Genomic DNA, 12,419 nt, shown 5'->3' with positions numbered 1-12,419 from the left:
TCATTTCACCTTGAGCGGCAGCCCCGCCACCATCAGCAGCACGGTGTCGGCGATCGCCGCGACTTGCTGGTTGAGCCGTCCGGCGTCGTCGCGAAAACGGCGCGCCAGTGCATTGTCGGGCACGATGCCTTGGCCGACTTCATTGGACACCACGAACCACGGCCCGCGCGGCCGCGACAGCACGTCCCTCAGCCGCCGGCATTCCAGCTCGAGATCGTGATCGGCCAGCATGTGATTGGTCAGCCACAGCGTCAGGCAGTCGACCAGCACCGGCAGGTTGTCGGGCAAGGCCTCAAGCGCGCCGGCAAGGTCAAGCGGTGCGTCGACTGTTATCCAGCCCGCGCCGCGCCGCGAGCGGTGCAGCGCGATGCGCTCGCGCATCTCGTCGTCATAGGCCTGCGCCGTGGCGATATAGGTCCACGGTGACGGCAAGGCCGTCGCCAGGATTTCGGCGTGCGCGCTCTTGCCGGAGCGGGCACCGCCGATGATGAAGGTCAGCGAGCTTCGATCAGGCAAAGCTGTCGCGCAGGCTGGTCGCGGTGCCGGTGAAGCGTCCGCGCACAACGCCGACGACAGCGCCGAGCACCAGCCAGAACACTAGACGGGTGAGCGTTGAGGCCACGATGAACTGGTGATGCAAGCCTTCGGGGATTGGCGTCACGAAGCTATCGGGTTGCGGCGCGCCAACGATATGCGGCGCCACGATAAGAGCAATGCCAAGAAGGGCAAGAGGCAGTGACTTGCGGAACGCGATGAGCCCAAGGCCGGCGGCAGTCGCCACCACTGTCAAAGTCCACCAGATTTGGCGCTGCAAGAGATCGGCGTCAGGCATTGCCGGCAGTTTCGGCGGTAGGCCGAGCCCAGGTGCCAAAGTGAATATAGCGAAGCCAGCTAGGCCCCAGAAGACACCCTGCCGCCAGTTGCCGATACCGCCCATGAATTCGGAGACAGCGACCAGGATCAGCGCAAAACCGATACCGCTGACGATGTTGGCAAGGACATTGAAGGCGAAGCGCTCGAAACCGTCGGCCGGAGCCCAGCCTTCGTCCTCGACCGGGGCGGCCGCTTCCGCAGGAGCCGGGGCCGCGCCGCTCATGGCATTGTCAGCCGGAACGGCCGAGCTCATGGCGTTGTCGTTTGTGGTAACAGCGGCGTGGTCGTGGTGATGGCCGCCGCCGGCCTTTTCATAGACTTCCGCCTTCAGGATCAGTGGGTCGGTCGCGTAGGCTTGCATGCAGGCGAGCGCAATGCCCCCCACGAGCCCTGCGATCGCCGCGATGAACACGACGTTGCGAAACAAATTCATGATGTCAGGCCTTCGTCAGTGGCAGGGAAAACCCATCGAATGGCGATAGTCGTGAGCCGCATTGTGGACCGCATCGATATGCGAGAAGCCGACAAAGCCGATGATGAACGTGCCGAGCAGCGCGGCAAGCGCCAGCTGCATGAAGCGCGACTGCGAGGAGACGGAAGCGCCGAGGGAGACGGAAGCGGTATTCATATCTTGTCCTTTCACCCTCCACCCGAGGGCCTGTCAGTTTTGCCGTCGTCGGCAGGTCTCCTGGCTCACGGATCAGCGCCCTTCCCCACCTTCCCGAAGACGAATCTTCAGTGGCATATGGAGAGGACTACCGCACACAGTTGCGGGGGCAGCCACGGCATTGGGCAAGAATTTCGCCCGCACCGCATTCCCTCTTGGCTCCAAAACGGAACCGACGACTGCATGACTATAGGGAAAATCGCGACACGCGGCAAACCAAATTCCGCCGGCAAACAGCGCGATTGCGCCATGCCGTCTCCAGGCACGACAATTGACAATTCTCCTGACCGGGTGTCGGCTGGCCGCTTCACAGGAAGCCAGCCATGCAGCCCATTGCCGGTGAGCGCGCCCCTTACAATGGCCTGACCCAGGCCGAGCCGACCCTGCCCTCGTCGGCCTATTGGGACGGTGAGAGCTACCAGCGCGACCTCGACGCCATCTGGTACAAAAACTGGCTGCTCGTCTGCCGCGAGGCCGATCTGGCCCAGCCGCTGGCCTTCCGCAGGTTTCGCATCGGCACGCAGGACATCATCGTGCTGCGCGACGACACCGGCGCCCTGCGCGCCTTCCACAACACCTGCCGGCATCGCGGTTCGCAGCTTTGCCAGGAGAGCGAGGGCCGGCTGAAGGCGCGGCTGATCACCTGCCCCTATCATGCCTGGTCCTATTCGCTGCGCGGCGACCTCGTGCGCGTGCCGTCGAAATCGTTGCCGGACGGCTTCGACAAGGCCGACCATCCGCTCTACCGCGTCGCGCTCTCGGTGTGGCGCGGCTTCGTGTTCATCAATCTGCAGGAGGGTGCGGCGGACTCCGCGCAGGCATCCTTCGATCCTGCCTCCGGCAATCTCGGCAACTGGCCGCTGGAAACGCTGGTATCGGGCCATGTGCTGCGCAAGGTGATGCACTGCAACTGGAAGATCTTTTGGGAGAACTTCAACGAGTGCCTGCACTGCCCGGGCATCCACAAGGACCTGTCGCGCCTGGTGCCAATCTATGGCCGCGGCCTGATGAGCCGGCACGACGATCCCGAATGGACGCGCCACGCCGACAATGACGCGCCGGAGTTTTCCGGAGGCCTGCGTGCCGGCGCCGAGACCTGGTCGCGCGACGGCAAGACGCACGGGCCGGTCTTCTCCGGGTTGACGCCGGCCGAACGCGTCGCCGGCCAGACCTACGCCACCAGCCTGCCCTCAATGTTCATCGTCGGCCATGTCGACTATGTCAGGACGGTACGCCTGGTGCCGCTCGGTCCCGAACAGACGGAGCTTGTCGCCGAATGGCTGTTCGCGCCCGAGGCGCTGGCCGCGACCGACATCGACAACATCGTCGCCTTCGGCACACAGGTGCTGGAAGAGGACGCCGCCATCTGCGAGGTCAACCAGAGGGGCCTGCGCTCGATGCGCCACCATGCCGGCGTGCTCATGCCCGAGGAGTATGACCTGCACCGTTTCCACAACTGGGTGCGCGAGCGTCATGCGGCGCTTGCACCAAAGCCGTGATCCTCACAGTGACTTCGGCAGGTATCGCCACGTGACAAAACCGCAAACCGCCGCGAGCAGACCAAGCGTGACGAACACCGAGCCCAGCCCGAAGAAGGCGAGCACCACCGAATAGACCAGCGGCGGCGTCAGTTCGGAAAAATCGAGATAGGTGCGGTAGACCGCCGCCATCTGCGCCCGTTCATAGGAGCGCACCGAACGCATGAAGGCGGTCGAGCCCAGCGCGTCGAGCGCTATGGTGAAGAAGGCGCCGCACAGCAGGAACGCGCCGGTGAGCAGCGGGACGCTCTCTCCGACCGTGCCTGCCGCCAAAAGCATCGCCGACATGGCGAAATAAGCGAATGTCATGGTGCGCCGGCCGCCAAAGCGTTTTCCGGCCTTGCCCCAGAAGATCGCCATGAAGAGCAATGCGTTGCCCGCCGAAACCAGCAGGCCGCCGGCCAGCTTGCCCTCGCCGGTGATCACCATGAACAGCGGCCCATAGACGAAGAACGTCGTCCAGAAGCAGGAGCGGCCGAAGGCGATCAGCCAGGCAAGCCTCAATCTGGGCTGCGCGACGAAGCGGCCGATATTGGCGAGCGGATTGGCCGGCCGTGTCTTGCCGGGCCGGATCGACGGATTGTCGCCCAGCCGATAGGTCCAGAACAGCGCCAAGAGCGCTAGCGCGAACACCGCCACCGCACCATGCGCGGCATAGATACCGAAGCGCGTGTAGAGGAAGATGCCGAGTGTCGGCCCACCGGTCCAGGCAAACATCGACCACGCCATGCGCAGCGATTCGGCCTGCATGAAGTCGGTCTTGCGGATGTGGTCCATGATGTAGAGGTTGAGCGTGATCGAAAGCGCGCTGGCCCCCATGACACGGCACAGCATCCCGGCCAATTGCCCGGCCAGCGTGTGGGTGACGAAGAACAGCGAGCCGATGGCGAGCAGGCAGGCGCCTGCGGTGTAGACCCAGCGCCGGGCAAAGCGGCGGATCAGCATCGGCATGAACAAGGTTACCGACAGGCCGAGCAGCGCCACGATGGTGTAGAGGATCGAGACGATCTGCTCATTATGCAGGATTTCGTAGGCCTGGATCGGGATGACGCTCGACACCGTGGCGCGGGCAAAGGATTCGACCGCATAAAGCGAGGCGAAGGTGCGCGCATCCGCGGCCCTGAGGGCCGGGAGCCAGATTGGATGGCGCACATGGGTGGACATTGCTTCCCCAAAGCAGAATCACCGGCCAAATCTGCCTTGGCCGTTCCCGGACGATTAAGAGGAAACCGACGCATAGGCCGTGAAAAGCGAAGTCGGTCAACGACTTCCCGGCACTGGCCTAAAGCGCCGCTTGATCCAACGCCCCGGCTTCTTCTGTCCGGTCCAACCGTGATAGTTCTCACGCGGGGCTGAATCAGATCGCGAGACCATGACCATCCATACGCCGACCGCACCCGTTCCGGAGCCATCCAGGCGCATCGTCGCCATCGACATCGTGCGCGGCATCGCGCTGCTGGCCATGGCGAGCTACCATTTCACCTGGGACCTGGAATTCTTCGGCTATACCGATCCAGGCCTCACCGCCTTCGGCTGGTGGAAGATCTACGCGCGCTGCATTGCCTCGACCTTCCTGTTCCTGGTCGGCGTCAGCCTCTACCTCGCGCACGGCCAGCAAATCCGCTGGAACGGTTTCTGGAAACGTTTTGCCATGGTCGCCGGAGCGGCGATCGCCATTTCGGTGGTAACCCGTATCGCGACGCCGGACGGATTCATCTTCTTCGGCATCCTGCACGAGATCGCGCTCGCCAGCCTGCTCGGCCTCGCCTTCCTGCGGCTGCCCGCCCTGCTGACCCTTGTCGTTGCCGCGCTGGTCATCGCCGCGCCCGTCTATCTGCGCTTCGAAGCGCTGGACCATCCCTGGCTGTGGTGGATCGGCCTGTCGGCGATCAACCCACGCTCCAACGACTATGTGCCGCTGTTTCCGTGGTTCGGCGCGGTGCTTGTCGGCATCGGGGTAGCGAAACTCGCCTCAGCCTCCGGCCTGCGAGCCCGCCTGGCGAGCCTTATGCCCGGCCGCTGGGCCAATCCGCTGGTCTTCATCGGCCGCCACAGCCTCGCTTTCTACCTGATCCACCAGCCGCTGCTGATCGGCTGCGTCTGGCTGTTCTCGCAAGCCATGCCGGCTCAGGTCGAAACCGTGCAGGTCAATTTCCTGAAAACCTGCCAGCGTTCATGTGAGCAGACGCGCAACGCGACCTTCTGTTCGAGCTATTGCAGTTGCATGCTGACGACGCTCGAGGGCGAGGCCGCGCTTGATCGGCTCGAGAACAACGACCAGACTGCGGAATTCCGAGCGCATCTGGGCGATCTGGCCGCCAGCTGCACGGGCCAGACCGAGGACAAGATGAACGAGGGAGGAACGCAATGACCGGAACCCAGCCGAAGCCCGGCGTGATACCGTGGCCGCCGGTGATCTACGTCGCGGCAATCGCCATCAGCGTCATTCTCGGCCTGCTCTATCCGCTGCCCTGGATCGGCGATCTGCTGGGCGACCTGCTGTTCGCGGCCGGCTGGGTGGCACTATTCGCCGTCGCGGCGCTCTGGTTCACCGCCATCCGCACCATGGTCCGGGCCAGAACGACGCTCAACCCCAATGCAGTGCCGGACCACCTCGTCACCACAGGGCCATTCGGCGTCACCCGCAACCCGATGTATCTCGCCAACACGCTGCTACTAATCGGCGTCGCCTTTGTCACGGGGATCGTATGGTTCCTGCCGCTGGCGTTCATCGCGGCCTTCGCCACGCAGAAGGTCGCCATCGAGCGTGAGGAAAAGATGCTGGCGGCGAAGTTTGGGAAGAGATATCGCGATTACGCCAAAAGGGTGCGGCGCTGGATCTGAGCGGCGTTACGTATTGACGCCGAGCTCAACCAGCCGCTCGACGCAGGACTCCTCCGCCTGGTCGAGTTCGGCCAGCGTTTCCTCGAGGTCGCGGCGTTTTTGCCTGAGATCCTCGCGCTTTTCCTCGATGCGCTTGATCATCAGCTTCAGCTGCCCGACCTCGCCCGGCGGCTCCTTGTACATCTGGATGATTTCGCGGATCTCGTTGATCGAGAAACCGAGCCGCTTTCCGCGCATGATCTGCCGGATGAGATGGCGGTCGGACGGGCGAAACAGCCGCGTACGGCCACGCCGCACCGGCTGCACCAGCCCCTCGTCCTCATAGAAACGCAGCGTCCGCGTCGACACGTCGAATTCGCGGGTCAGTTCGGTGATCGAGTAATATTCCCGCATTGTCGCTCCATGCCCGAACCCCGGGGCAACGCCAGGCGGCGCTGCCTCCCGTCCCGAACCAAACCCTTGCCCGCCGGAATCGACATGGCCCCCGCACGAGCCTCGCACGGCATTTACGTAAAAGTCAATTGAGGCTACCTGACGCCGAACCACCAGCTTGCGAGGCCGAGGAAGGCGAAAAAGCCGACGCAGTCGGTGACGGTGGTGACGAAAACCGCCGACGCCACGGCGGGATCGATCTTGAATCGGTCGAGCATGAGCGGGATCAGGATACCGGCAAGGGCGGCCGCGAACATGTTGATGATCATCGCCGCGCCGATGATCCCGCCCAGATTGGGATCACGAAACCACAGGGCGGCGACGATGCCGATCAAAACGGCAAAGACAACGCCGTTGATGAAGCCCACACCCATTTCGCGGCGGATGATTCGGGCGGCGTTGTAGATGTCGAGATCCTTCGTCGCCAGCGCCCGTACGGTGACGGTCATGGTCTGCGAACCAGCATTGCCTCCCATGCCGGCGACGATCGGCATCAGCACGGCGAGCGCCACGATCCGCTCGATCGTGTGGTCGAACAGCCGGATCACCGATGCCGCCAGGAATGCCGTGACAAGGTTGACGAGCAGCCAGGGAACGCGCGAACGCGAGGTTGCAAACACCGTGTCGGAAAGTTCCTCGTCGCCGACGCCGCCCATGCGCAGCAGGTCTTCCTCGGCCTCCTGCTGAATGACGTCGACGACATCGTCGATGGTCAGCACGCCGACCAGCCGCTCGTTCTCGTCGACGACGGCGGCCGACAAGAGGTCGTACTGCTCGAATTCGCGCGCCGCCTCTTCCTGATCCATGGTCGCCGGAATGGCGTGGCGCGTCTCATGCATGACATCCTCAACCTTGACCGCGCGCTTGGTGCGCAGGATCTGGTCGAGATCGATGGCGCCGACGAGCTTGAAGGTCGGATCGATGACGAAGATCTGACTGAAACGGTCGGGAAGGTTCTTGTCCTCACGCATGTAGTCGATGGTCTGGCCGATCGTCCAGAACGGCGGCACCGCGACGAACTCCGTCTGCATGCGCCGCCCGGCGGTCTCTTCGGGATAGTCCAGCGAACGGCGCAGCCTGATCCGTTCGGTGAACGGCAGTTGCGACAGGATCTCGTCCTGGTCTTCCTTTTCAAGGTCTTCGAGAATGTAGACGGCGTCGTCGGAATCGAGTTCCTGCACCGCCTGCGCGATCTGCGCATTGGGCAGGTGATCGACGATCTCCATGCGGATCGCCTCGTCGACCTCGGTCAGCGCGGAGAAGTCGAAATCGGCGCCCAGCAGTTCGACCAGGGCGCGCCGCTGTTCGGGATGCAGCGCCTCGATCAGGTCGCCGAGTTCCGACTGGTGGAGATGGTCGACTTCATGCTTGAGGGTCGGCGTATCGCGGTCGGCGATCGCGGCGCCGATCTGGGCAAGGAAGGACGAAAGGACCGCACCGTCCTCGCCATAGATGTCAGCGTGGATGTCGTCGGCCGCCTTGGCGGAGATCGTCTGCTTGTCCTCCAACAGCGCCTCCCGCCATTCCCGGAAAAATCGTGTCTCAGGTCTAGAGCATCGGACCTTAAAGCGGAAACCGGTTTCGCGAAAATTCGATGCACCTCGCCTGCAGACGCGATTCGATTTGAGAACTTATCGCTCTAAGGCACGGAATATCAAACGAAACGCTGGTTCCATGCCACGTGGTGAGCGTATCGCCGGATCTCTGCCCTGGCGGCGCCTGTCCCATCAGCAACCAGCGAATCGCGGCTTCAGACGGCGCGACAGCCGATGTCGCTGGGGAAAGAGCACCCCCGCGCGATTGGGGCAGAATTGTCATGGTACGGGTCCAGGCCTGAAGCCTGACCTCGGAGTTGCGGCACAACCACCCCAGGACAAAAACGGCCCTTGAACAGCAAGCCCGGGAAAACGAGCAAGGCAATTGGCGACCGGCGCATGCGCATTGTCGTCGCCGAACGCAATCCATTCGTCATATCGGCGCTGCGCGAGATGCTCGAATGCGATGGCCGGTTCGACTTGTTGGGCAGCGTGCAGAGCGGCAAGCAATTCCTGGATCTGGCGGCGAAGGGCGGATTCGACGTCGCAATCATCGGCTGGAAGCTCGCCGACATGGACGGCGCGGATGTGCTGGCCGAGGTCCAGAGCCGCAAGCTCGACGTGCGCATCACCGTCTTTTCCAACGACCATGACATCGGCATCCTGAAGCAATGCGTACGGCTGGGAGCGCAGGGCTATTGTTTTCAGTTCGACGATCCGGCCATCATCTTCGACACAATCCTGGCAGTGGCGCATGGCCGCATCTGCATCCCCTATATCGACATCAACAAGGTCAACGACACGCCGCTCGCGCAGCTCACCGTGCGTGAGCGCGAGCTGCTGGCGGTGCTTTCCGACGGCTGGACCAATCTGCAGATCGCCACGCGCACCGGCATTTCCGAGAACACGGTGAAGTACCACCTGAAGAATCTCTACGACAAGCTCGACGTCCGCAACCGGGCGATGGCCGTCGCGCTCTATGCGCGCGAGAGGCGCACCCAGAAGCAGCCTTTCGGGTAGGCCAACCGGGTAGGCCCGCCCCACCCGCGCGCGGCGAGATCTTACCCGCCAAGGTGTTGTTGGCTTTAGCCGTCGAAACGAAACTCCCCCCACCGCTTTGCTGGATCAGGAGGAGTTCGCACCATGGCCGGTTTCACCCATCTCTTCATTCCCGGACCGACCAACATCCCCGAACAGGTCCGGCAGGCGATGAACCTCCCAATGGAGGACATGCGCGCCGCATCTTTCCCGGATCTGACTTTGCCGCTGTTCGAGGACATCAAGACAGTCTTCAGGAACGAGACCGGCCGCGTCTTCATCTACCCGTCCTCGGGCACCGGCGCCTGGGAAGCGGCGATGACCAACGTGCTCAGCCCCGGCGACCGCGTGCTGATGTCGCGCTTCGGCCAGTTCTCGCATCTGTGGGTCGACATGGCCCAGCGCCTCGGCTTCGAGGTCGATGTCATCGACTGCGAATGGGGCACCGGCGTGCCGCTCGAGCTCTATGCCGAGCGGCTGAAGGCGGACAAGGCGCACCGCATCAAGGCCGTCTTCTGCACGCAGAACGAGACGGCGACCGGCGTGACCAGCGATGTCGCCGGCTGCCGCGCCACGCTCGACGATGCCAACCACCCTGCCCTGCTCTTCGTCGACGGCGTGTCGTCGATCGGCTCGATCGATTTCCGCCAGGAGGAATGGGGCGTCGACTGCGCCGTCAGCGGCTCGCAGAAAGGTTTCATGCTGCCCGCCGGCCTCGGTTTCCTCTCCGTCAGCAAGAAGGCGCTTGTCGCTTCGCGAACCGCCACCCACCGGCGCTGCTTCTTCTCCTTCGAGGACATGATCCGCGCCAACGATGCCGGTTATTTCCCTTACACGCCGGCGACGCAGCTGCTGCGCGGCCTGCGCGCCTCGCTCGACCTGATCGCCGAGGAAGGGCTGGGCAACATCTTCGCCCGCCATCATCGCCTCGCCGAAGGCGTGCGCAAGGCGGTCGACGCCTGGGGCCTGAAACTCTGCGCCAAGGCGCCGAAATGGCACTCCGATACGGTCAGCGCCATTCTGGTGCCGGAAGGCATCGACAGCGCCGACATCGTCAAGCGCGCCTACCGTACCTACCAAACCTCGCTCGGCGGTGGCCTCAACAAGGTGATGGGCAAGGTCTTCCGCATCGGCCATCTCGGCTGGCTGAACGAGGTGATGGTGCTCGCCTCGCTGTCGGCGGCCGAAATGGCGCTGCTCGATTGCGGCGTCAGGCTGGCGCCGGGCTCCGGCGTCGGCGCCGCCATCCAGCATTTCCGCGCCTCGGCCGCCGTGCCGGTCGCCGAAGCCGCCTGAGGGAGCCGACGATGAGCCACACCATCAACCATTTGAAGAAATTGCGGCTGCAGCGCAGCGAGCTGGCGGTTCCCGGCTCCAGCCCGGAAATGATCGACAAGGCAGCCAACAGCGCCGCCGACTTCGTCTTCCTCGACATCGAGGACGCGGTCGCCCCGCCCGACAAGGAACGCGCCCGCAAGAACATCATCCAGGCGCTCAACGACATCGACTGGCGCGCCAAGGGCAAGACCGTCTCGGTGCGCATCAACGGGCTGGATACGCACTACATGTACCGCGACGTGGTCGACGTCATGGAACAGGCCGGCGACCGGCTGGACACCATCCTGGTGCCGAAGGTCGGCGTGCCGGCCGACCTCTACATGGTCGAGGCCATGGTCAACCAGATCGAGATGGCCAAGGGTTTCAAGACCCGCGTCGGCCTCGAAGCGCTGATCGAGACGGCGCTCGGTATGGCCAATGTCGAGGCGATCGCCGCGACGCCCGGCCGGCTGGAAGCCATGCATTTCGGTGTCGCCGACTATGCCGCAAGCTGCAAGGCGCGCACCGTCAACATTGGCGGCCTCAACCCCGACTATCCCGGCGACCAGTGGCATTTCGCCCTGTCGCGCATGACGGTTGCCTGCAGGGCCTATGGCCTGCGCGCCATTGACGGGCCGTTCGGCGATTTCTCCGATCCCGAGGGCTACATCGCCGGGGCCAAACGCGCCGCGGCGCTGGGCATTGAAGGCAAATGGGCGATCCACCCCTCGCAGATCGCGCTCGCCAACGACGTCTTCTCGCCGCCGGAAAAGGAGGTCGCGCGGGCCAGGCGCATCCTTGAGGTGCTCAAGGAAGCCGAGGCTCTGGGCAAAGGCGCCGCCGCACTCGACGGCAAGATGATCGACGCCGCGTCGGAGCGCATGGCGAGGAACGTTCTGGTGGTCAACGAAGCCATCGAACGCGCCGGCCAACTTAACCAACGGGAGCCGCGCGTCGCCACGCATTGAAAGTTACGGGAGGACAACAATGGACATCCACGAATATCAGGCCAAGGAACTGCTCGCTCGCCACGGCGTGCATGTGCCGCGCGGCGGGCTGGCCTACAGCCCCGAACAGGCGACCTACCGGGCGCGCGAGATCGGCGGCGGCAAATGGGTCTTGAAGGCGCAGGTTCATTCCGGCGCGCGCGGCAAGGCCGGCGGCATCAAGCTGTGCGCCAATGACGAGGAAATCTCCAGCGCCGCCGAAGCCATGCTCGGGCGCAAGCTGGTGACGCAGCAGACCGGACCGCGCGGCAAGCTGATCTCCAGGCTCTACCTCGAGGAGGCCGTCGACATCGCCCAGGAGCTCTATGTCGGCTTCGTGCTCGATCGCAAGGAAGAGCGCGTCATGATCGTTGCGTCGGCCGCCGGCGGCATGGAGATCGAGGACATCGTCGAGAAGGCCCCCGATTCCATCCTGCGCACCACGGTCGATCCCGGCGTCGGCATGCAGCGTTTCCAGGCCCGCGAGATCGCCTTCGGGCTCGGCCTCGACCACGACCTGATCGGCAAGGCCACCGAGACCATCTTCAGCTGCTACCAAGTGTTCCGCGACTACGACGCCTCGATGCTCGAGATCAATCCGCTGGTGGTGACCCGCGACGGCAATCTCGTGGCGCTCGACGCCAAGATGTCGTTCGACGAGAACGCCCTGTTCCGGCGGCCGGAAATCTCCGAACTGCGCGACAAGAGCCAGGAAGACCCGCGCGAAACCTTCGCCAGCGACCGTGGCCTTTCCTATGTCGGCCTGGACGGCAATATAGGCTGCATCATCAACGGCGCCGGTCTCGCCATGGCGACGATGGACATGATCAAGATCGCCGGCGGCGAGCCGGCCAACTTCCTCGACATTGGTGGCGGCGCCTCGCCCGAGCGGGTGGCGAAATCCTTCCGGGCAGTGCTGGGCGACAAGAATGTCGAGACCATCCTGGTCAACATCTTCGCCGGCATCAACCGCTGCGACTGGGTCGCCGAGGGCGTCGTCAAGGCGATCCGCGAGGTCGGCGTCACCGTGCCGCTGGTGGTGCGGCTCTCCGGCACCAAGGCCGAGGAAGGACGCCGCATCCTGGCCGATTCCGGCGAGGCGGTGATCGTCGCCGACACGCTGGCCGAAGCCGCCGAAAAAGCCGTCGCCGCCTGGCGCGCGGCCGCCAAGAAAAAAGCAGCCTGAGGG

At 64.0% G+C, this 12,419-nt stretch carries 13 protein-coding genes and 1 riboswitch; of the genes, 7 read left to right on the top strand and 6 right to left on the bottom strand.

Annotated elements, in window-relative coordinates; genetic code table 11:
- The 3 genes from cobU to CK226_RS02225 are packed head-to-tail and all read right to left on the bottom strand — an operon-like array spanning position 1 to position 1,501.
- Positions 1-516: a bifunctional adenosylcobinamide kinase/adenosylcobinamide-phosphate guanylyltransferase gene (gene cobU, locus CK226_RS02235; protein WP_095790896.1), complete on the bottom strand. Its 516-nt coding sequence runs from the start codon at positions 514-516 to the stop codon at positions 1-3.
- Positions 509-1,306 (bottom strand): CbtA family protein, encoded by a 798-nt coding sequence (locus tag CK226_RS02230; protein WP_095772994.1) that lies wholly within the window; start codon positions 1,304-1,306, stop codon positions 509-511. Before CK226_RS02230 ends, cobU begins: the two co-directional genes overlap by 8 nt.
- Before the next feature lie 15 nt (positions 1,307-1,321).
- Positions 1,322-1,501 (bottom strand): CbtB domain-containing protein, encoded by a 180-nt coding sequence (locus CK226_RS02225; protein ID WP_095772995.1) that lies wholly within the window; start codon positions 1,499-1,501, stop codon positions 1,322-1,324.
- Positions 1,502-1,533: 32 nt separating this feature from the next.
- Positions 1,534-1,732, bottom strand: a riboswitch (cobalamin riboswitch).
- Positions 1,733-1,863: 131 nt separating this feature from the next.
- Here CK226_RS02225 and CK226_RS02220 point away from each other — a divergent pair.
- Positions 1,864-3,039 carry an aromatic ring-hydroxylating dioxygenase subunit alpha gene (locus CK226_RS02220; RefSeq protein ID WP_095790895.1) on the top strand — a complete coding sequence of 392 codons (1,176 nt, stop codon included), beginning with the start codon at positions 1,864-1,866 and terminating at the stop codon, positions 3,037-3,039.
- Between the two features lie 3 nt (positions 3,040-3,042).
- Here CK226_RS02220 and CK226_RS02215 read toward each other — a convergent pair whose 3' ends face one another.
- Entirely contained in the window at positions 3,043-4,242 is a 1,200-nt protein-coding gene (locus CK226_RS02215) for an MFS transporter (protein WP_095787396.1), read from the bottom strand.
- 208 nt (positions 4,243-4,450) lie between these two features.
- Here CK226_RS02215 and CK226_RS02210 point away from each other — a divergent pair, with 208 nt between their 5' ends.
- Together CK226_RS02210 and CK226_RS02205 are read left to right on the top strand one after the other, a co-directional pair.
- On the top strand, positions 4,451-5,449 hold the full coding sequence (locus CK226_RS02210) for a DUF1624 domain-containing protein (RefSeq protein WP_095790894.1): 999 nt from the start codon (positions 4,451-4,453) through the stop codon (positions 5,447-5,449).
- Positions 5,446-5,922: an isoprenylcysteine carboxylmethyltransferase family protein gene (locus CK226_RS02205; RefSeq protein WP_095787394.1), complete on the top strand. Its 477-nt coding sequence runs from the start codon at positions 5,446-5,448 to the stop codon at positions 5,920-5,922. The genes CK226_RS02210 and CK226_RS02205 overlap by 4 nt, the downstream gene beginning before the upstream one ends.
- Before the next feature lie 6 nt (positions 5,923-5,928).
- Here CK226_RS02205 and CK226_RS02200 read toward each other — a convergent pair whose 3' ends face one another.
- The gene (locus CK226_RS02200; protein WP_006203215.1) at positions 5,929-6,315 is read right to left on the bottom strand and encodes a MerR family DNA-binding transcriptional regulator; all 387 of its coding nucleotides are present in this window, start codon (positions 6,313-6,315) and stop codon (positions 5,929-5,931) included.
- A gap of 134 nt (positions 6,316-6,449) precedes the next feature.
- On the bottom strand, positions 6,450-7,862 hold the full coding sequence (gene mgtE / locus CK226_RS02195) for a magnesium transporter (protein ID WP_095790893.1): 1,413 nt from the start codon (positions 7,860-7,862) through the stop codon (positions 6,450-6,452).
- A 426-nt stretch (positions 7,863-8,288) separates the two neighbouring features.
- On the opposite strand from mgtE, the gene CK226_RS02190 reads away from it, so the two are divergent.
- The 4 genes from CK226_RS02190 (at position 8,289) to CK226_RS02175 (ending at position 12,416) form a co-directional block, all read left to right on the top strand.
- Positions 8,289-8,909 (top strand): response regulator transcription factor, encoded by a 621-nt coding sequence (locus tag CK226_RS02190; RefSeq protein ID WP_095773001.1) that lies wholly within the window; start codon positions 8,289-8,291, stop codon positions 8,907-8,909.
- Between the two features lie 123 nt (positions 8,910-9,032).
- Positions 9,033-10,223 (top strand): aminotransferase class V-fold PLP-dependent enzyme, encoded by a 1,191-nt coding sequence (locus tag CK226_RS02185; protein WP_095790892.1) that lies wholly within the window; start codon positions 9,033-9,035, stop codon positions 10,221-10,223.
- Positions 10,224-10,234: 11 nt separating this feature from the next.
- Positions 10,235-11,212, top strand: a complete 978-nt coding sequence (locus tag CK226_RS02180; protein WP_095787392.1) for a CoA ester lyase — start codon at positions 10,235-10,237, stop codon at positions 11,210-11,212.
- Positions 11,213-11,231: 19 nt separating this feature from the next.
- Positions 11,232-12,416 (top strand): malate--CoA ligase subunit beta, encoded by a 1,185-nt coding sequence (locus CK226_RS02175; RefSeq protein WP_095773004.1) that lies wholly within the window; start codon positions 11,232-11,234, stop codon positions 12,414-12,416.
- The last annotated feature ends 3 nt before the right edge of the window (positions 12,417-12,419 follow it).

It is taken from the genome of Mesorhizobium sp. WSM4311 (assembly GCF_002295115.1).
Classification (GTDB): domain Bacteria; phylum Pseudomonadota; class Alphaproteobacteria; order Rhizobiales; family Rhizobiaceae; genus Mesorhizobium.
Note: the sequence above shows the minus strand (reverse complement) of the source record. Positions and strands in the feature narration are given on the sequence as shown.

Bases quoted from the DNA above. Each gene is read 5' to 3' on its own strand.
- CK226_RS02230 (WP_095772994.1), bottom strand. From the start codon at position 1,306: ATGAATTTGTTTCGCAACGTCGTGTTCATCGCGGCGATCGCAGGGCTC.
- CK226_RS02225 (WP_095772995.1), bottom strand. From the start codon at position 1,501: ATGAATACCGCTTCCGTCTCCCTCGGCGCTTCCGTCTCCTCGCAGTCG.
- CK226_RS02220 (WP_095790895.1), top strand. From the start codon at position 1,864: ATGCAGCCCATTGCCGGTGAGCGCGCCCCTTACAATGGCCTGACCCAG.
- CK226_RS02215 (WP_095787396.1), bottom strand. From the start codon at position 4,242: ATGTCCACCCATGTGCGCCATCCAATCTGGCTCCCGGCCCTCAGGGCC.
- CK226_RS02210 (WP_095790894.1), top strand. From the start codon at position 4,451: ATGACCATCCATACGCCGACCGCACCCGTTCCGGAGCCATCCAGGCGC.
- CK226_RS02205 (WP_095787394.1), top strand. From the start codon at position 5,446: ATGACCGGAACCCAGCCGAAGCCCGGCGTGATACCGTGGCCGCCGGTG.
- CK226_RS02200 (WP_006203215.1), bottom strand. From the start codon at position 6,315: ATGCGGGAATATTACTCGATCACCGAACTGACCCGCGAATTCGACGTG.
- CK226_RS02190 (WP_095773001.1), top strand. From the start codon at position 8,289: ATGCGCATTGTCGTCGCCGAACGCAATCCATTCGTCATATCGGCGCTG.
- CK226_RS02185 (WP_095790892.1), top strand. From the start codon at position 9,033: ATGGCCGGTTTCACCCATCTCTTCATTCCCGGACCGACCAACATCCCC.
- CK226_RS02180 (WP_095787392.1), top strand. From the start codon at position 10,235: ATGAGCCACACCATCAACCATTTGAAGAAATTGCGGCTGCAGCGCAGC.
- CK226_RS02175 (WP_095773004.1), top strand. From the start codon at position 11,232: ATGGACATCCACGAATATCAGGCCAAGGAACTGCTCGCTCGCCACGGC.